The 18,975-nt window shown below is 48.4% G+C and carries 15 protein-coding genes; 2 read left to right on the top strand and 13 right to left on the bottom strand.

Features of this window, described 5'->3' with window-relative positions:
• The first annotated feature begins 425 nt into the window (after nt 1–425).
• Nucleotides 426–1,295, top strand: a complete 870-nt coding sequence (locus H7F15_RS03865; protein WP_185195641.1) for a DUF2911 domain-containing protein — start codon at nt 426–428, stop codon at nt 1,293–1,295.
• Between the two features lie 60 nt (nt 1,296–1,355).
• Here H7F15_RS03865 and H7F15_RS03860 read toward each other — a convergent pair whose 3' ends face one another.
• The 5 genes from H7F15_RS03860 to mnmA form a co-directional block, all read right to left on the bottom strand.
• Entirely contained in the window at nt 1,356–3,788 is a 2,433-nt protein-coding gene (locus tag H7F15_RS03860; RefSeq protein ID WP_185195640.1) for a TonB-dependent receptor, read from the bottom strand.
• Between the two features lie 14 nt (nt 3,789–3,802).
• On the bottom strand, nt 3,803–4,459 hold the full coding sequence (gene rpe, locus H7F15_RS03855) for a ribulose-phosphate 3-epimerase (protein WP_185195639.1): 657 nt from the start codon (nt 4,457–4,459) through the stop codon (nt 3,803–3,805).
• A 67-nt stretch (nt 4,460–4,526) separates the two neighbouring features.
• Nucleotides 4,527–6,173, bottom strand: a complete 1,647-nt coding sequence (locus H7F15_RS03850; protein ID WP_185195638.1) for a S8 family serine peptidase — start codon at nt 6,171–6,173, stop codon at nt 4,527–4,529.
• A gap of 6 nt (nt 6,174–6,179) precedes the next feature.
• Nucleotides 6,180–6,902 (bottom strand): hypothetical protein, encoded by a 723-nt coding sequence (locus H7F15_RS03845; protein ID WP_185195637.1) that lies wholly within the window; start codon nt 6,900–6,902, stop codon nt 6,180–6,182.
• The gene (gene mnmA, locus H7F15_RS03840; protein ID WP_185195636.1) at nt 6,899–8,029 is read right to left on the bottom strand and encodes a tRNA 2-thiouridine(34) synthase MnmA; all 1,131 of its coding nucleotides are present in this window, start codon (nt 8,027–8,029) and stop codon (nt 6,899–6,901) included. The genes H7F15_RS03845 and mnmA overlap by 4 nt, the downstream gene beginning before the upstream one ends.
• A 230-nt stretch (nt 8,030–8,259) precedes the next feature.
• On the opposite strand from mnmA, the gene H7F15_RS03835 reads away from it, so the two are divergent.
• Entirely contained in the window at nt 8,260–8,880 is a 621-nt protein-coding gene (locus H7F15_RS03835; RefSeq protein WP_185195635.1) for a hypothetical protein, read from the top strand.
• A gap of 204 nt (nt 8,881–9,084) precedes the next feature.
• On the opposite strand, the gene trmB is transcribed toward H7F15_RS03835, so the two are convergent.
• From trmB to H7F15_RS03795, 8 genes are read right to left on the bottom strand one after another with little or no spacing between them, the layout of a single operon-like run.
• Nucleotides 9,085–9,750: a tRNA (guanosine(46)-N7)-methyltransferase TrmB gene (trmB, locus tag H7F15_RS03830; RefSeq protein ID WP_185195634.1), complete on the bottom strand. Its 666-nt coding sequence runs from the start codon at nt 9,748–9,750 to the stop codon at nt 9,085–9,087.
• Nucleotides 9,751–9,753: 3 nt separating this feature from the next.
• Entirely contained in the window at nt 9,754–11,001 is a 1,248-nt protein-coding gene (locus H7F15_RS03825) for a folylpolyglutamate synthase/dihydrofolate synthase family protein (RefSeq protein ID WP_255481072.1), read from the bottom strand.
• A 53-nt stretch (nt 11,002–11,054) separates the two neighbouring features.
• Entirely contained in the window at nt 11,055–11,930 is an 876-nt protein-coding gene (locus H7F15_RS03820; protein WP_185195632.1) for a hypothetical protein, read from the bottom strand.
• Between the two features lie 15 nt (nt 11,931–11,945).
• Nucleotides 11,946–12,344: a biopolymer transporter ExbD gene (locus H7F15_RS03815; RefSeq protein ID WP_185195631.1), complete on the bottom strand. Its 399-nt coding sequence runs from the start codon at nt 12,342–12,344 to the stop codon at nt 11,946–11,948.
• Between the two features lie 2 nt (nt 12,345–12,346).
• Nucleotides 12,347–13,057 carry a MotA/TolQ/ExbB proton channel family protein gene (locus H7F15_RS03810; RefSeq protein ID WP_255481070.1) on the bottom strand — a complete coding sequence of 237 codons (711 nt, stop codon included), beginning with the start codon at nt 13,055–13,057 and terminating at the stop codon, nt 12,347–12,349.
• A gap of 1 nt (nt 13,058) precedes the next feature.
• Nucleotides 13,059–14,189 carry an SPOR domain-containing protein gene (locus tag H7F15_RS03805; RefSeq protein ID WP_185195630.1) on the bottom strand — a complete coding sequence of 377 codons (1,131 nt, stop codon included), beginning with the start codon at nt 14,187–14,189 and terminating at the stop codon, nt 13,059–13,061.
• A gap of 7 nt (nt 14,190–14,196) precedes the next feature.
• A complete protein-coding gene (locus H7F15_RS03800) occupies nt 14,197–15,885 on the bottom strand; it encodes a hypothetical protein (protein WP_185195629.1) in 1,689 nt (562 codons plus the stop codon).
• Between the two features lie 30 nt (nt 15,886–15,915).
• Entirely contained in the window at nt 15,916–18,963 is a 3,048-nt protein-coding gene (locus H7F15_RS03795; protein ID WP_185195628.1) for a tetratricopeptide repeat protein, read from the bottom strand.
• Between the last annotated feature and the right edge of the window lie 12 nt (nt 18,964–18,975).

The raw sequence follows: 18,975 nt of genomic DNA, 5'->3' as shown, positions 1-18,975 counted from the left end.
TGTGGCGCAACAAGAGGGCGTACTTTTCCTGTTAAGTCCCAAGGCTGTTGGGCTTTATCAGGTGTAGTATTGCTTTATAGCCACCAGCTGCAGCTTATAAATCAATTATATTAGATGTTTATTAGATTATTTTATCTTTATTTTAGGATTTATACAAAATAATGAATAAAAAGTTGTATTAGTTCTATAAATAACATAAAATAATGTAGACAGAATGTTATGCGATGTGAACGGCAATTTATTTCGGGCAGAGCCTGTTCAGACTATAGTTAAACTACTAACTGGAGAGCATTAATTGCCTGATAGCTTGTCCGGGTTTAGATTAATATTTTATATCTTTGCATTTGTTATAGTTAAGCAAGAACTGGCAAGGTTTTTTCGGTCTCCTCAGGACCTGTAACTATAATTAAAACCGAAGTTATTCCATGAAAAAGTACCTGCTAAGCCTACTGTTTCTTCTGTTCACATTTTCTATTAGCATCCCTGCTACTGCACAGGTAAAGTTGCCACAGCCAAGTCCGGAGTCTTTCATAAAACAAACGATAGGTTTAACCGATGTTACCGTTCATTACCATGCGCCCGGTGTTAAAGGCCGTAAAATATTTGGCGGACTGGTACCTTATGGAAAACTATGGCGCGCCGGTGCTAACGAGGCCACTGTGATCACTTTTACCGATGAGCTCTTCCTGAACCATGAGCGTGTGCCCGCCGGTAGCTATTCTTTTTTTATTCTGCCTGAAAGTGATAGCGTCTGGAATATTGTGCTTAACCGCGATACCACTTTGTGGGGACTGGAAGGATATGATGAGTTGCAAGATGTGGCGTACCTGCGTGTTACACCTAAAAAAGTACCGTTCCACGAAACCATGCAGTTCAGCTTTTCCGAAATAGGTACTAATACCGGCTACCTGAACCTGACCTGGGAAAATTCACAGATCTCCCTTCGCATCGAAACCGAAATTGAAAAGAAAGCACTGGCTAATATTGAAGAAGCACTGGCCAAGGCCGCTCCGGATGACTGGTATATCTGGGCACAATGCGCCGATTACATGGTAGCGAAAAAGGAGCTTCACCAACGTGCACTGGAGATCATTAACAAATCCATCGCTATAAAGGAGACATTTTTTAATAACTGGGTAAAAGCCAAACTATACGCCCTTAACCGCGAATACGAAATGGCAGCTAACCTCTCGGAGAAGGCTATAAAACTGGGTAAAGAAGAACCTGCATCGTACCAGACCTATGCGCGCGATATTGAGAATGCCTACAACGCCTGGAAAAAACGTAAAATGTAATAACTATAGTTTGAGAGCGCTGGAAACAGCGCTTTTTTTTGCAGCTCAGCTTTGGTATTATCAGAATTTGGCTACAAAACGCAGGTTAAGCCGGCGGCCGGTCAGGTAATTGGGTACAGCGTAGGTGATGTTATTCAGATCTTTCACGTAGGTGTACGACACCCTGTTGTTGGCGTCAATAATGTTCAGCACTTCCAGCCCGATCCATAAGCTCTCCAGGCCAAATTTGCTCCGCTGCACCAGGTCGCTCTCCAGCACAAGCACCTTTGAAAAACCAATGTCGATGCGCTTGTAGGATTTGCCGGAAAAAGAATTGCGGTACTCCGGTTGACGTGGTGGACCAAACGGCAGGCCGCTGCCATACACCAGGTTCAGGTACATGCGTATAGTTGGGTTGTCAGGCAGGTGGTCCTGGAAAAAAACGCCTACGTTCACTAACTGATCGGATGGCCTGCGGATATAGCCTTGCTCCACGCGGCCTGTCTGCTCTCCTGCCGCATTGTATACGGTCAGCGAGTCGCCTGTTACATCTTCGCGGGTAGTCATCAGCCCCAGACTCAGCCACGACTCAGCTCCTTTTATAAATTCTCCGTTCACGCGCACATCCAGGCCGGCCGCGTAGGCTTTGGCATTGTTCTGAGCATAATAGCGCAGGCGTACGTTATCTATATCATAAGGTACTACATTGGTCAGGTGCTTATAGTATAGCTCAGTGGTGAGTTTAAAATCACGCTCCCAAGCCTTAAACAGATAATCGCTGCCAACTATAGCGTGTATGGATCGCTGGGCTTCCAGGTCCAGGTTCAGGTTGCCGTCGAAGTCGCGGAGTTCCCGGTAGAACGGTGGCTGGTAATAAATGCCCAGCGCAGCTTTAAACGATAGGTCCGGGTTACGGCGCGTGATAAAGGAATACTGTATTCTGGGTGAGATCAGCCACTCTTTGTTCAGATCCCAGTAACTGGCGCGCAGGCCGTAAGTTAAGGTTTTCAGTGTGTCCAGCTCAATGGTATGCTGCAGATAAGCGTTGTAGCGGATGGTGTTCAGGTCCAGGCCGGCATCCAGGTAATAGGTCTGCGACACATAATCGGCAGAGTCAGTAAAACCGTATTCTTCCAGCTTGTCTTCTATTTTCTCCCATCCCACTTTTACACCAAACTGCAACTGGTTCTGCTGGTCTATCTGCCAGGTGTTGCGGCTTTCGGCGGTAAGGATGCGGGCCAGCAGGGCATTTCGGGCATGGTTAAATTCGCTGCCCACGCCCAGCACCATCTGGCATTCCTCAAAGTTGCCGGTGTTATCCATTTCGCAGATGCGGTAACCTGCTTCCAGATCCCGGAACTCCCGCTCCCGCGAATCCACACCCGACAGAATAAGCTCTGAACTATAGTTTGAAGTGAACTGATGCGCCAGGTTTACGCCAGCCTGGTACGTGTTATAGGTCATCTTCTCACGGCCATCAAAACCTACATACAACCGCAAAGGCACCTGTCGTGTACCAAAGGTAGTAACCCGCGACTCCGGAATAACAAGGTAATCGTTGTTGGCATAGCTGGTGAGGATGCCTAAAACCGTTTTGCCGGTTGGCTCCGCTCCTTTGCTCAGATCGAAACTGACATACGCCTGCGCATCACTGAAACGGGGTTTATAGTCGCCATCGGTCTGCAGGCTTTTAAGCATGTACTGGCCGTTCTTGTGCCGCACGCCTACCAGGTAAGAGATTCGTTTGTTTTTGGATGCGTTCTCGAGATGCACAGAACCGCCGGTAAGACCGCCGGTAACCGATGCTGCAAATTCAGTAGGACGCTTATAGGCAATGCTCAGCACCGACGATAGTTTGTCGCCATATTTGGGCTGCCAGCCCCCCGACGAAAACTCGATGTTATCAACCAGGTCCGGATTTACAAAGCTGAGACCTTCCTGCTGCGCATTACTGATCAGAAACGGGCGGTAGATCTCAATGCCATTCACGTAGACCAGGTTTTCGTCGTAGTTGCCCCCGCGCACAGCATAAGTGCTGGACAGCTCGTTGTTACTGCTGACGCCGGGCAGAGTAACCAGTATCTTGTTAAAATCGCCGTAGGCTGAGGGCAGGTTTTTGGTCAGACTCGGGTCTAATTTGGTGGTGCTTGCCTGGCTGCGTGTATCGCCATCGCGTTTGCCATGCACCTGCACGGTCTGTAGTTGTGTTGGATCAGGCTGTATAGTCAGCTGCAGGGTTATCGTTTGCCCCGCTGCTACATTTACGTTGGTAACGAGCTCTTTATAACCCAGGTAGCGCACCACCACTTCCAGCTGTTTTCCGGCAGGAGCCTGTAAGGTAAACTCTCCGGCAGCATTGGTCTGGGTACCGATGCTGGTACCTTTAACTCCTACACTTGCCAGTTCCAGCGGCTGCTTATCTGGTGTGCGTACAGTGCCTTTTATAGTTCCCTGCTGTGCCAAAACACCCAGCGGCAAAAGTAGCATGCACCATACCGACAGATATTTCAGCATCAGGGATTAAATGTTTATTTCGATGAATTCTTGAGGTCTGCTATAGTTGCGATCGGGTCAGCGGCAGAGAAAACAAAGCTACCGGCTACCAGTACATCAGCACCGCTTTCAACGAGTTTTGGCGCATTCTGTTGGTTTACACCGCCATCAATTTCTATAAGTGCCTCAGAATTACGCTGAATGATCAGATTTTTTAAGGCTTCGGTCTTGCGGTAAGTGTTCTCGATAAATTTTTGCCCTCCAAAACCCGGGTTTACAGACATGATGCAAACAAGATCGAGGTCAGCGATGATATCATCCAGCAGGCTAACTGACGTATGCGGGTTAACAGCCACACCGGCTTTGGCGCCAGTCGCTTTTATCTGTTGTATGGTACGGTGCAGGTGATTACTGGCCTCTATATGTACCGAGATCACATCGGCACCGGCAGCCCGGAAACGCTCAATGTAAAGCTCCGGCTCCACAATCATCAGGTGCACATCCATCGGCTTCTGAGCGTGCTTTTTAATAGATTCCATCACCGGAAAACCGAATGAAATATTGGGCACGAAACGACCATCCATGATGTCGATGTGCAGCCAGTCGGCATGGCTTTTGTTCAGCATTTCTACTTCGGATTGCAGGTTAGCGAAATCGGAAGCAAGTACGGAAGGGGCAATTAGTGGTCTCATGCCGGCAAAGGTATTGATTTATATAGAAGTTGTAAACTATACTTAAAGGCTGGCTTAAAGTATAGTACTATAGTTTTACGAATCGGATGGTAGCCACCTGGCGGCCCGAGCGTACACGGCACAGGTACACACCTTGCTGCAACGCCAATGGCTGCAGGTTTATAGTTTGCCTTTCCTGGGCAGCAGGTAAACTATAGGTGTGCACTATTTTGCCAGTTGCATTAAGTAATTGTACTTCAAGCCGCTGCCCCTGCCAGGATTCATCTAAGAGCAGCACCAGATCATTTCCTGCAACCGGATTAACGACAAGCGCGCCTTCCTCACCTGCCGGCATAGGCAAACCTGTTACAATGCGGCTATAGTTTGGTACGCCATAGCCATAGTTGTTATCCGGGTTGGCTGCCTGGTTGCCCAACTGTCGTATCAACTGAATGATCTCGTAATTAGTTTTGGAATTATGCGCCTGCCACAGTACTGCAGCGAAGCCAGCCATTATTGGTCCGGAAAAGGATGTTCCGTTGTTCTTCACCACATTGCCAGCCGTGTTGAGTACATAGGCATTCAATCCCAGCGCTACCACATCCGGTTTAACACGGCCATCCGCAGCTGGTCCGCGGGAGCTGAACGAAGCTATAGTTGTAAGTGAATCCACGGCGCCCACAGCAAGGACCGAATCGCCATCGGCAGGAGCTGTAATGTAGCGCCAGGCTTTGTTGCCTTCGTTGCCGGCACTGGTAACTATGAGCATACCGGTAGCGGCCGCAAAATCAGCGGCTTTGGTAACAATGGTGGTGTTCCCATCCATTTGCTGGTAACTATAGCTTACCGAGGGCGCATCAAACGCATAATAACCCAGCGACGAGTTCAGTACATCGGCGCCGGCGCTGTCAGCATACTCGGCAGCTATCAGCCAGTTCACTTCTTCAATGTTATGCTCGCTGGCGGCATCTTCGGTGCGCAGCAGCAGGTAATTCGCTTTGTAAGCCGTCCCGATCATTTTACCAGGCTCATAAGCAGCCATCGTTGACAACACAGCCGTGCCATGCGAGCTCGAAACGTAAGCATTCTTGCTACGGGTAACAAAATCGAAAGTGCCACTTATCTGGTTATTCTGGAAAAGGTGCGTGAAAGCAGAAATGGTGTTTACATTCGGGAAACCGGCATCCAGCACGGCAATTGTCATGTCTTCGCCCCGGAAACCAGCGGCATGCAGCTCTGTTGCCCCCAGCATTTCGGCCTGGTGAAAGGCCCGGCCGTAATCGGTTGCCTCCGGTGATGCGGCTGCCGCGTTGGCTATAGTTGTGGTATAGGCTGTTTTCAGTGAAAGTTCTGCAGCGGGTGCAGCCACCCGGTTCAGGGCCTGCGCCTGGCGAACTATATCCAGACTGTTAACCTGCGTAAGCTGTGTCTGTGTAGCTCTGATCACTACCGCATTGAACCAGCGCGAGGTGTACCATACTTCGGCACCCGTTTCTTTTATGCGCTGTACGTAGGCAGGATTAACAGGAAGATCGCGGGAAGTAACAGGTATTTGCTGGCGTTGGCGGCGGGCAATAGCTTTAGCGCTCAGGAACTGTTCAGGGTTTTCAGTAGTGTAAGGCGTACCGGTCTTATCTGTCAGGTAAACCAGGTATTTTTTAGGCGTTTCGGCCTGCTGACCGAAAGCAGTGCCAACTCCTAAAACCAGAAAAAAGAACAGTAAAAGCCTGTGCATAAGCAGTTATAGTTTACCGTGTTCAATCAGTACTTCATAGCGCTCGTGGCCGTCAAGTATCGGCGACACATAGTCTTCACAGTCTGTCGACTGACAAGATCCAAGATTTTTGCGGTCAAAAACCCGATAAATTTTACCAATATTACGGGCATATACTTCTCTACGCTTATCAATTATAGTTGAATCCGTAGAAACCTCTCCAATAAAAACAGTAGCTGTTTTATCGTAAACTGCACTGTTCTGTAAAGTATATGGTTTGTCAACCGTAAAATAGACTGAATTCTCTTTCGCAGTGGAGTCCCGGTTATATCTGTTATTCAGCACATCAGCCTGCCATGTTTTACCTTCCTGTACCGGGAATACCATTATCACATACCGGGTATTGTCTTTGGTAAGGATAACGCGGTTATGATCTTTGGTAACGGTCATAACAGAATCATCCAGCCATTCTGCCTGTGCATTCGGGCGAACGGACCGGATGATCTTATAAGTTAAAGCGTTGGTCTGGTCCAGAAAAGAATCGGCTACCCACTCCCGCATCTGGAAATGTGTTTCGGTAGCCACGTCGTTCTGGTAGTGTATGTCGGTTACATCATAGATTCGGTACTGGCCTACTTCCAGAGGATAGTAATTCAGGCCGCGGGCTTCCGGATCAGGTGTAACAAAGCTTTCCTCGCAGCTTACTGCCAGGAAAGCCAGTACACACCAGCACAACAGTTTTTTTATCATGATGGCAGAACGTCTAAAGTATAGTCCAGGTTATAGTTGGTTTCTATCCAGCCGCCGCCTACTACGTCGTTGCCTTCGTAAAAAACAGCAGCCTGGCCTGGCGCAATAGCATGCACGCCACGCAGGAAATGTACTTTCATTTTATCGCCTTCCTGCTCTACTATAGCCTCGGTACCCGAATCATTGTACCGCACCTTGGTTATAGTTGGTATCGGCCTGTCGATCAGGTTGTCGTACTTCACCATGTTCAGTTTACCTACAGTCATGGCATTTTTGGCAAGGTCCTCGAAGTTACCAAGCACCACGCGGTTATTTTCTTTCTCGATGCGGGTAACATAAGCCGGGAAGCCTAACGCTACGCCCAGGCCTTTGCGCTGACCAATCGTATAGAACGGATAACCTTCGTGGGTGCCAACTATAGTTCCGTCTTCCAGCACAAACTCACCACCGGCTACCTGCTCTTCCAGGCCATCAATGCGGCGCTTCAGGAAGCCACGGTAATCGTTGTCCGGTATAAAGCAGATCTCGTAAGACTCCGGTTTATTCACCAGTTCAGTAAAGCCACGCTCCAGCGCCATCTCACGTATCTCGGTTTTTCGCAAATTACCCAGCGGGAAAATAGTGCGGGCCAGGCTCTTCTGCGAAATTCCCCAAAGGGCATACGACTGGTCTTTGTTCTCATCCAGCCCTTTCGAGATCACGTAGCGGCCATTCTCTTCGCGCACCTGCGCATAGTGGCCGGTGGCAATAAAATCGCAGCCCAGCTGGTCGGCACGACGTAACAGGGCATCCCATTTAATATGTGTATTGCACAGCACACACGGGTTTGGCGTGCGGCCGGCCATGTACTCATCTGTAAAGTGGTTGATCACAAAATCACCGAACTCTTCGCGGATATCGATGATATAATGCGGAAAGCCCAGCTGTACAGCTATGTTACGGGCATCGTTTATGGAGTCAAGTGAGCAGCAGCCGGTCTCCTTTTTGCTACCACCGCTGGAGGCATAATCCCAGGTTTTCATGGTCATGCCCACTACTTCGTATCCCTGCTCGTGCAGCAACACTGCTGCCACCGAACTATCGATACCGCCGCTCATGGCAACCAGAACCCTTCCTAATTTACTCATGTATGTAAGTTACTAAAATGCTGTGTTCAGAAAAATTTGATACAAATATAGCAACAACCAAGCAGTAATAAAGATTTCAGTAAAGTGAATATTAGCCTTGTGCAACTATAGCTTGTTACACAAACATTTAAAAAAGTGAAAAAAATGTGGCATTACATCCTGAATCGGGCTTACTTTGGCAGTTGAAAGTATAACAGAGAATTGTATTTATAGTTTAAGTATAAAATAAAATGGGCTTACGTACCTCAGTAATTGTAAACGGAGTAAATAACCTGAGCGATGCGCGTTACTGCGCGGGCATGGGCGTGGATGTGATCGGTTTTAACCTGAAACTGGATGACCCGAACCGTGTGCAGCCACAAACCTTAAAAGAAATTACAGGCTGGGTATCAGGCGTAAAACTGGCCGGTGAGTTTGAAAGAGCTAAGCCGGAAATCATAAACGAGCTGGCCGACGAGTTTAACCTGGACATGATTCAGCTGGACACGCCTTACCTGATCGATGAGATAGAAGAAATCAACCGACCGGTAATTCAGAAAGTGTTCATAAATAAGGATACCGTGGTGAGCGAGCTGCTGGAAATGATGGACCTCTACAGCCCCTACGTAGACAGTTTCATCATCTACTCCACAGACTTTACAACCATAGACGATACCAACGAAAAACTGCTGAAAGAAGTAGCCAAAAAGCACCAGGTGTACTTAGGTTTTGGCCTGCACAAAGAGAACGTAAATCACATCCTGACAAAGGTAAAACCAACCGGCATCGGCCTGCAAGGCGGCGAAGAAATCCGCCCCGGCTACAAAAACTTCGACGAATTCCAGGACATATTTGAAGAGCTTGAGAGTTAAAGAGTTTAGGAGTTAGAGAGTTTAAGAGTTAGAGAGACGCAATTTTCTGATCTTTTCTCCCGCCGCAGATAAAACTACTTTATCAAACCCAAACGCCCACTGAAGTATAAATCAGTGGGCGTTTCGGTTTTTTGTTTATGTTCAAGTTAAAAATTTAAGACCACTTCTTAATTCTTACATCTTAAACTCTTACCTCTTTAACTCCTAAACTTCCTTCACCGGCTTGTACTGCAGGTATTTAATGGGAATTCCTTCGCCGAGGTAGCGTTTTTCGTAGGTGGTATAGATGCCCATAGTGTGCTCCTGCAGGTCTGAACTATAGAGATCGGTGGTAGATACCAGGTGTTTTATTTTTCTGTCCTGCAGTACTTCCAGCGTGTAATCGAACAGTGGCTGGTTATCTGTTTTCAGGTGAATGATGCCATCGCGCTTGAGCATGTACTGATACATCTCCTGGAAACGGGGCGACGTAAGGCGGCGCTTGATGTCGCGGTCTTTCGGGCGTGGGTCCGGGAAAGTGATCCAGATCTCATCTACTTCGCCTTCAGCAAAGTGGTCGGATACTGTTTCGATAAAGGTGCGCAGAAAAACTACGTTCTCCAGCCCTTCCTCTAAAGCCAGTGAGCTGCCTTTCCAGATGCGGTTGCCTTTGATATCGATGCCTATAAAGTTCTTTTCCGGGTGCAAACGGGCCATGCCCACCGTGTATTCGCCACGTCCGCAGCCTATCTCCAGCACAATCGGGTTGTTGTTGCCAAAATGTTCGGAACGCCACTTGCCTTTAAGCTGCCCATACTTCTCGTCCCCATCCTGCACCACATTGTCGCGCTCGGCTATCGTCGCGAATTTCGCTAATTTAGATCTTCCCATTATTTATAGTTCTTCAATCTCTGCCACCACAAAGGTACTGCCACCAATAAAAATAACGTCATCCGGGGCAGCATTTTCTTTGGCCGCCTGTATGGCCGCATTCACCGAACTATAGCTATCACCTGTTAAACCCACTGCATCGGCCTTCTGTTGTAATTCACCCACAGGTAATGCTCTGGGTATAGTTGCCTGGCAAAAGTAATACTTATAGTTCTTTGGCAGCATTTGTAGGATGGTGGTCACATCTTTATCGTTCACAGCCCCGAAAACAAAATGCACCTGCTTTGCCTGCAGGCTTTGTAACTGCGAAAGTATCTGTTTAATTCCATCCACATTATGGCCGGTATCACAGATAGTTAACGGACTTTGGTTCAGTACCTGCCACCTCCCTTTCAGGCCGGTCAGCCTTTTGGTGCTGGCAAGTCCGTTTCTGATAGCTTTCTCAGTTATTGTAAAGTCGAGCTGCTGCAGCACTGCTATAGTTTGCAGTACGCCGGGCAGGTTATATTGCTGGTAAATGCCTGTCAGGTCCAGCTGCAGATCTGGTAAATATAGTTCGCCGTGATGGTATACATCAAATACCTGTTGCTCTAAACTATAGTTCTTCAGTTCCAGGCTATAGTTGTCAGGGGCAAAATATATCGGGGCGATCACTTCTGCTGCTTTGTGCTCAAAAACAGCTGCCACTTCAAGCTGGCGGGTGCTGATGATGGCCGGAACACCAGGTTTGATAATGCCTGCCTTTTCGCCGGCAATGGCCTGCAACGTATCTCCGAGCAGGTTCTGATGATCAAACCCAATGTTGGTAATAAGAGAAGCTTCCGGTGTGATGATATTGGTAGAATCGAGCCTGCCTCCCAGGCCAACTTCAATTACAGCAATATCCACCTGCTCGTCGGCAAAGTACTTAAATGCCAGTGCCACGGTCATCTCAAAAAAAGAAGGCTGAACCTGCTCAAACAAAGGCTTACAGTTCTCTACAAAATCGATCAGGTACTGCTGCGGCAATTCAACTCCATTAATGCGCACGCGTTCGGTGAAAGATTTAAGGTGCGGCGAGGTGTATAGCCCGGTTTTGTAGCCTGCTTCCTGTAGTACCGCAGCCAGCATGTGCGAGCTGCTTCCCTTGCCATTGGTGCCGGCTACGTGTATGGTTTTATAGGTATGCTGGGGGTTGCCCGTGGCATCGCAGAGCGCGATAATGTTGTCCAGGCTCTTCTTAAAAGCAGCATTGCCGATGCGTTGAAACATCGGCAATTGCTCGTATAGATATTCTAAAACTTCGTGATAGGTCATTAACCAGACTATCTTTCTTTGATTGTGTAAGTTATATATCCTGTGGCTCCCTTAGAGTATTCGGTGTTGCCCCCCAGTCGTACGAAAGTAGCTTTCTTGAATACCTCCATACGGTAAATCTCTGCCACCTGCGATGATACTGTAGACTCAACAACAACTGCGTTCTCTACTATACCGTCCGGGCTGATCTTGATCCTGATCACAACTTTACCGGTTTCGCTGGATGTATCGCGGGGCTTAGGAATATCTCCCCATCCCCATCCGGCCATATTAAGGGCACCGCCTGCGCCACCTCCAGCCTTACCATATAGGGCCTTAGCATCTAACTTACCATCCGGATTACCTTTGTCGCCTACAGTACCCGGGTTATCGCCGTTATTGTTGCCGGTAGCCTCGCTGGAAGTACCACTTTTACCGGTACCTGCTGTGGCAGATGTTTTACCAGGATACAGCGCTTTCGGCTTTTCAGGTTCCTTAACCGGTTCCTCCTTTGGTTGCGGCTTGGGCTGCGGTTTCTCTACTTCTTTAACACTAACAGGAGCATCCGCAGTAGTGGTCTGCACTTTTGGTGCCTGGGTTGGGCGCGGTGGCGTAGGTTGTACTGCTGGTTCAGGTTCTGGCTGCACATCCGGCTGCGTAGGTGCCGGCTTGCTGTCCTCTACGTTCTTCGATTCGTTTGGTGTTGCCGTCGTCTGTACGTCTCCGCTACCAACATTATCCATCCCGAAATTAAGCTCAATGCCCATTTCTGCAGCAGGCGGATCCGGCGCGCGCCAGGCTAAAATATAGATCAGGAGCAACAGAAGAATAGCATGCACCACCACACTTACACCGGCGGCAATGCGTTTATTCTTTTCTTCTTCTCTTGATAATGCTACTGACATAGTTCTGTTCTATTCTTATTCCGGCAAGGTTGCCAGCGTTACTTTTGCATTCAGGTTGGCGGCAATACCCGCCACACGGGCCAGGTGCTCTACCGGCACCGACTTGTCTACACGCATTACAACGACACCTTCGCCCTGCTGGTTCCCCTGCAAAAGTGCTGCCAGATCTGATTCCAGCTGTTCTGTTGTTACTTCTTTGTCATTCAGGTAATACTTCAGATCTTCAGTGATCGTGATGTTGATCTTCTCCATCACGATGCTGGACGTTTTGCTTGATGGTAAACTAACAGGCAAACCAGAAGGTGTAACAAAGTTAGAAGTAAGCATAAAAAAGATGAGCAGCAGGAAGATGATGTCCGTCATAGACGACATGCTGAACTCCGCGCTTATCCTGTTTTTAGATCGTAAATTCATGCTTATAGTTGTGGTTCCTGTAACAGATCAAGGAATTCAATAGACGAATATTCCATGGAGTGTACAATGTTATCGATACGGCCCACCAGGTAGTTATAGCCTACATAAGCAGGCAAGCCAATTATAAGACCGGCAGCTGTGGTAACCATAGCCTGGTAAATACCACCAGAAAGTAATTGCGGGCTGATAGAGCCTTCGGCCTGTGCAATAGCAATAAAAGCCTGGATCATACCGGTTACGGTACCAAGGAAGCCAAGCATTGGGGCAGCACCTGCTATAGTTGCCAAACCAGCCAGGTTACGCTCCAGGCGACTGATCTCGATCTTACCTACGTTCTCAATAGATGTCTCGATGTTCTTCAATGGGTTACCGATGCGGCTGATACCTTTGGAAAGCATTCTGGATACCGGCGTATTTGTCTGGGCGCACAGCATTTTAGCACCGTTTATATCACCTGCCAATACCATGCTTTTGATGCGGTCGTTAAAACCTTCCGGGTTTTTGGCGGCTTTCTTAATGGTCAGGTAGCGCTCCACAAAAATATAAACTGCTGCCAGCGACAGTAATGCCAGCGGATACATAGCCCAGCCACCGGCCAGTGCCAGGTCAATTAATGAAACAGAGGTATCGGCTGCTGCATTGGCACCATCTGCCATAGCAATTGCCGTATCGGCAGGTGCACCCGTCGTAATTTGTAAAAAGAGTGATGTCATATTAATTGTTAAGTACCCAGATTGAATCTCCGTATGTTTTTCTGTAAGTGTTTATGGCTGCCTGTGCTTCCTCGGCAGTAGCAAAATCAGCAACCGAAACGCGGAAAAGACGGCTGCCTTTCAGAGGCGTCAGTACTTTTCCATCGTGGCCTTTTTCTCTGACAGCATCACGGCTGGTTTCAGCATTGGCTAAACGCGAATAGCCCCCGTTTATGATATAAAAGCGGCCGGTTCTTTCAGTAATTGTCAGTACTGGCTCAGCTGGTTCTTCAACTATAGTTTCCTGATCTACTGAAACTTCCATATCACTATCAGAAGCAACACTTTCAACAACTGTTTCTTCGGCAGGTGTGTTTATTTCGGATACTACAACTATAGGTGCTTCTTCTGATGCAACTACCATACCTGCTGCCGGCAGTAATTGCTGGTAAGCGGCAAGGCGCTCTGCTTCCGAAACCGGCGTATAGTTAAACGTTTGTTGCCCTGCAGTAACCTGCTTTTCTGTATTGGCAAACTGCGCAATCGGGTTCAGGCTGCTCAGGTTATAGTCTGTCTGTATGGATAACAGGTAAAGCGCGGAACCGGTAAGACCTGCAATTACCAGGCCGGCAGCCGTGCTGTAAACCCGGCGCATACGGCGCTTAAATTTGCTGCCCTGTTGTAGTTTCTCCTGTTCACGGTTCTTCTGCAGGGTGCGCAGCACAGCCGGCTCCTCATGCCTTACAGGTCTTGCCGTGATCTCGGGCAGGCCAAAGCTTGCCTCCAACAGGTTCTCGCCTGCTTTGTATTCAAATTCCAGTCGCTGCTCAGCATTGTACCGGAAAACGCCAATATCGCTCAGCTCAAAGCGATTATCGGTTTTCAGTTTGTCGTTGGCCTGGGTTACAAAAGCAACTACCATCTGCTGCGCTTCGGCTGCTGTAATTCCGTTGTGGTATGCAATCGTGTTAATCAGCAACCCGTCCGTCAGGATTAGCTTTTCGTTGAAAGCTATTCGTTTGGATGGCGGGGCAATGGTGTGTTTAACCGGGTGCACTACTGCCGGCACATAGCGGGTTATCAGGCCGCCAAAGCCGGGAATAATGACACAGTCGTGGTCATAGAGCAGGTTCTTGATGTGCTTTGCAACCATAGGCTACTTAAAATGAATAGGTAACTCCACCTATCAGGTTTATACTTTTCACGGGGTAATTTACAAACCTTTCGTATTTCTTCCCAAGTAAATTATTAGCCATCAGGAAAACAGTAAAGGTACTTGTAAACTTATAGTCCGCTTTTAAATTCAGGTCTATAATGTTATCGGTCTCCCTGGTCACAAACGTACCATCTGGTCTGTAAATGCGTCCGAAAGAACTCCCAATATAGTAAAGTTCTGAATTAAAGAGAATCTTGTCGTAGAAGTTGTAGGTACCAAAAACACTCGCCATCAGCTCCGGACGATGAAAGGGATGGTCTAAACTGGCTGTGTTATACGAGTTATAATCAAGCTTTAAACCAAGGCGAACTTCATCGATGTAATCAAAAACAGCCTCACCATAAATATTTAAAACATTTGTTACGCCATCGTCATACACCAGGTCGAATTTAGTGGAGTCGGAGGCGGCGTTGTTATAGAAGTACAGGTTGCGGAAATTCTGGTACGCCACACGGCCTGTCAGGTGCACGTAGTTAGACAGGTTAGCCGAAAAACCACCGTAAATCTCCAGCCCTTTGTTGATATCGGCCACCTCAACCTTCTCATTTATCCAGGGGTTCTCTTTGGTCAGTTCATATAAAGTAACTCTTTGCAGATCGCCACCTAAACCAGCGTATAACAGCAGGTTATCTTTTATCGGCTCTACTCCAACTCTGAACTGCGGATAGATATTGAACTGGCGGGCATCGTTCACTTCGTCGCCGGTATAGGCCACGTTAGCGCCTATAGTTACCCGCGCAGCACCAAACTGGCGCTCGTAGCTTGGGTTCAGTTTAAAGAAGGTACGCGACACGCTGCTTGAGTCCTTGTGCTGCACAAACGACAGGTCGGCATCAACTTTAAAGCCAGAGATCTCATCAATGGTATATTCCGAGTTCAGGTTTAAGGCAATGTTGGCTTCGCTCAGGTTGTAGCGGTCGTTCAGGTAGTTCAGCTTAACGCCTGCCTTATACAGCAGCGGCGAGTTGGATGTCTGGTTATGAATGTACCCGTTGGCATGGATGCGGTTGAAGATCTGCTTGGTTGTGTCCTTATCCACTTCATCCATCAGGCTCGGCGCATACCCATAGAAATGATACTTATCACGCTCATAGCCCAGACGGCCGCCAATGGTAAAACCGGGCAGGTAACGCTCGGCATGGGCGCTGATGCTGCTGTTTGCTACCGCCGACTGCCCTTTCACTTCCGGACCGCGCGCTGAACTTACATGGCTCACGTTGGCGCCATAAGATGCTGTTTCGGAGCGCTTGTTATGGAAATAGCCTTTCAAGTAGGCAGTGCCATAGTTACCAAAGCCGGCTTTCAGGTAGTTACCATATAGTTTGGTCAGCTCGTCCTGTTTTATAGTTAACACGCGCATCTGCAGCTCAATGTCCTGCGATGGCAAGCGGTAATCCTCGAACCGGTAACGCACATTGCGGTCAGCCACTGCTGGCGGCTCCACCCTGAACTTTTCGAAGTTACGGGCAGCGTTCGGCAATTCTATCACACGGTTCTTCTCAACTACTACTTCGGCATCTTCCAGCTTGGCTCCTTCGCCCCAGCCGTTGTTCTGCGCCAGCGTTGGGTTCATAAATGCGTAGCCAACACACAACACAATGGCCAGCGATGCTTTTCTTATATTCTTTTTCATCTTGATGCTTCTCTGCTGTTATACTGTATGTTACTTCTGTTCCTGGCGGGTGCTGTCTGCTCCTGTTCCGCTTCCACCGTTCAGTTTCTCCAGTTTCTGCTTCGCTTCCGCTACAATTTCCTCCACCGGCGAGCCCTCGATAATTGAGTTCAGGGTTGCCTTGGCCTGGAACAGTTCGTTCTGCGCCACATAGTTGTCTGCAATCAACAGGAAGGTCTTGCCCAGCCAGTAATCGTGGTTCGAGAACTTGTTATTAAAGGCAAATGCCTCGTCGAGCGACTCTTTGTACTTCTTCTGCTTGTACAGGATCTCGGCAACTAAATACTGTGCTTCGGCACCATGTACGTCGGCAGCGGCGGCAGATGCTTCGCGCAGTTCTTTCAGGGCCTGCGCCATGTCGCCCTGCGCATAAGTTGACTTGCCGCGGTACAGCATAGCTGTGTTATACGCATTCAGGGCAGCATTTCCCTGGCTGATCAACTCGGCTGCAATGCGCTTGCTACCGGCATAGTCGTTGGTGTTATAGTAGCTCATCATCAGACCGGTAAGGGCATTTTGCTGCTCTTTTCGGTTGGCGGCCACATCGCGCAGGCGGCTATAGTATTTAATGGCTTCGCTATAGTTCTTAGTTTCAAACTCAAGGTCAGCGATGCGTTGTATGGCACGGTTCAGGTACTCCGATTTGTTCTCGGCCACCACCTCTTTCATGCGCTGCAGGCCCCGCTGGGTTTCGCCGTTGCGCAGGTACGAATCAGCCAGGAAGTAGCGGGCATCGAACACAAACGGGCTCTTCGGATATGCTGTTAAATAAGCCTCCAGTTTAACCGCAGCCTGCTGGTATTTTTCATTGAAGTAAAGCGTTTTAGCAGCTTCAAATTCTATACTTTCGAGGGCGTTGCTTTCCGGGTTGTTGGTTTTGTATTTGGCCAGGTACGCATCAAACTCCTCGCTGCGGTTCTGGGCTGCCAGCGACTCCTGCAAACTATAGAGTGCACCACTGGCTATTTTTGAAGTTGGGTACTCATCCAGCACACGCTTGTAATCCTGAATAGCCTCGTTGTGGCGCCCCTGGTTGGCATAAGCCTGGCCACGCTTGTGCAGGGCATTCGGGATCAGCTTGCTGTTGGTGTTTGCATTGATGAGTGTGGTAAAGCCTTGTACGGCCGGTGCATAGTTACCTGCTTCAAAGTCAAGAATAGCGGCCTGGTACAGGGCATCATCGGCATAGCGCGAGCTTGGGAACTCGTTTATAACTGACTTCAGACTTTGCTCGGCCTGCTCCTTATTACCCGTGATACCTGCAATTACTCCACGCTGGAAGTAAGCATAATCTTTATCCGGTGAGTTAGAGGCAATTACCTTGTTGTATAGTTGCTGGGCCTGGCTATAGTTCTTGCTTACATAATACAGGTCAGCCAGGCGCAGCATAGCGTCGTAGTGGTTCGGGTTGCTGGTGTTGGTGCCGTCTACAAATGCTTTAAAATGCGGCAGTGCTTTGTCGTACTGCTTGGTGTTGTAATAGGCATAGCCAATACCGTAGCGCGACTTCAGGTAATAATCAGACTTGCCGGCAGATGTATTGCGGAAAACAGCGGCATAGGAGTTAATAGCATCCTGGTAGCGCTGTCCCACCGAATACGCCTCTCCTTTCACAAAATGGCTGGCTGCTGTTACTTCCTTGTCATACGGGTACTGCAACGACTTATCGAGCATGGCAACGGCTGCCGGAAACTTGGCCTCATTAAACAGGTTAACCCCATGCAGGTAAGTTACACGCTGGTAGGTCTGTAAAATCTTCCAGCTCTTCTTCGGCATGCTCTCAATGTGGCGGATCGCTTCCGGGTAGTTGTTTGAACTGAAATAAGCTTCGCTCAGCAGGTCATCGGCAACGGTAAGCTGGTCAGAATTCGGGTAATCGTTGGCAAACGTTGACAGGGAATTGATCACTTCCCGGAAATTTCCAAGCTCATAGTTTACCTGTGCGTATTTCAGGGTAGATGCTTCCGTTATATCCTTGTCGTGGTTGTTTTTGCGTGCCTGATCAAAAGCTGTAAGGGCAAACTGCTTGTTGTTCTCGCGCAGGTAGCTTAAACCTAAATAGTACGCCGCGCTCTGGCCCAGGGCATCTTTCTTAAGCGCTACCGCTTTCAGGTTCGAGATAGCGTCCTTATAGTTGCCGTTCTTATAGTTGGTGTAGCCGATCTTGTATTGTACCACGGGCTCCAGCGTTTTCTTGCCCTGCGCATACTGGGTAAAGTATTTATCCGCCGTTTTATAATCGCCGCGCTGGTAATAAGCGTCACCTACCAGTAAGGCAATCTCATCTGCCTGCTGTACTTTAGGTGTACGTGCCAGCGAAGCTTCACCATAACGGATCACTTCATACACATCATTTTCCTTGTACAGAATCTCCGTGATCATGTAAGGCACGATCTGGGCATACGCCTCGTTCTGCTCAGCTATTTTAAGATCTGCTTTGGCGGCAGCATAGTCGCCGTTGCGGTACGATATATAACCTGCGTAGTAGTTAGAGGCATAGGCAAAACGGTGGGCATCTTCGCGGAAGCCGTTGGTCTTGTTCTTATCAAAATAGGTTTTGGCGTTAGCAAAATCTTTGGTAGCGAAATAAGAATAGCCTAACTTAAATTCCAGCTCTTTGTTCTGCTTTATGCTTAACAGGTGCGCTGGCGCCAGCTTCAGGTACTCTACAGATTTCTTATAGTCCTTCTGATCGAAGTAGTATAATCCCAACTCATAGTTGGCGAGTGCCGTTTTAGGGTGCGCCGGGTAGTTTTTGGCAAAGTTAAGGATCAGCTGTTCGGCATCGGGGTGCAGCAGGTACAGTCCGCTCAGGGCGTAATAATACTGCGCATCAGCCGTTTTGGCATTGTCGCCAATCAGCTCAATATATTTTCGGAAGGCTTCCTGGGCGGCGCCATACTTGGCACGGTCAAAAAGTTCAAGCCCTTCATGAAAGTACTTGTCTTTGGCAGTAAATATCTGTGTATGCTGGGCTGCTACCACATGTGAGCCACCCGCCAGTACCGACGCCAATGCAATTTTGTACGCTATCTTCATAGTATGTTCCTA

The sequence above is a fragment of the Pontibacter sp. Tf4 genome (assembly GCF_014212495.1).
GTDB lineage: Bacteria > Bacteroidota > Bacteroidia > Cytophagales > Hymenobacteraceae > Pontibacter.
This window is presented reverse-complemented; position numbering and strand designations above follow the sequence as displayed.

Coding starts and splice junctions, on each gene's coding strand:
- H7F15_RS03865 (WP_185195641.1), top strand. CDS start 426: ATGAAAAAGTACCTGCTAAGCCTACTGTTTCTTCTGTTCACATTTTCT.
- H7F15_RS03860 (WP_185195640.1), bottom strand. CDS start 3,788: ATGCTGAAATATCTGTCGGTATGGTGCATGCTACTTTTGCCGCTGGGT.
- rpe (WP_185195639.1), bottom strand. CDS start 4,459: ATGAGACCACTAATTGCCCCTTCCGTACTTGCTTCCGATTTCGCTAAC.
- H7F15_RS03850 (WP_185195638.1), bottom strand. CDS start 6,173: ATGCACAGGCTTTTACTGTTCTTTTTTCTGGTTTTAGGAGTTGGCACT.
- H7F15_RS03845 (WP_185195637.1), bottom strand. CDS start 6,902: ATGATAAAAAAACTGTTGTGCTGGTGTGTACTGGCTTTCCTGGCAGTA.
- mnmA (WP_185195636.1), bottom strand. CDS start 8,029: ATGAGTAAATTAGGAAGGGTTCTGGTTGCCATGAGCGGCGGTATCGAT.
- H7F15_RS03835 (WP_185195635.1), top strand. CDS start 8,260: ATGGGCTTACGTACCTCAGTAATTGTAAACGGAGTAAATAACCTGAGC.
- trmB (WP_185195634.1), bottom strand. CDS start 9,750: ATGGGAAGATCTAAATTAGCGAAATTCGCGACGATAGCCGAGCGCGAC.
- H7F15_RS03825 (WP_255481072.1), bottom strand. CDS start 11,001: ATGTTTCAACGCATCGGCAATGCTGCTTTTAAGAAGAGCCTGGACAAC.
- H7F15_RS03820 (WP_185195632.1), bottom strand. CDS start 11,930: ATGTCAGTAGCATTATCAAGAGAAGAAGAAAAGAATAAACGCATTGCC.
- H7F15_RS03815 (WP_185195631.1), bottom strand. CDS start 12,344: ATGAATTTACGATCTAAAAACAGGATAAGCGCGGAGTTCAGCATGTCG.
- H7F15_RS03810 (WP_255481070.1), bottom strand. CDS start 13,057: ATGACATCACTCTTTTTACAAATTACGACGGGTGCACCTGCCGATACG.
- H7F15_RS03805 (WP_185195630.1), bottom strand. CDS start 14,189: ATGGTTGCAAAGCACATCAAGAACCTGCTCTATGACCACGACTGTGTC.
- H7F15_RS03800 (WP_185195629.1), bottom strand. CDS start 15,885: ATGAAAAAGAATATAAGAAAAGCATCGCTGGCCATTGTGTTGTGTGTT.
- H7F15_RS03795 (WP_185195628.1), bottom strand. CDS start 18,963: ATGAAGATAGCGTACAAAATTGCATTGGCGTCGGTACTGGCGGGTGGC.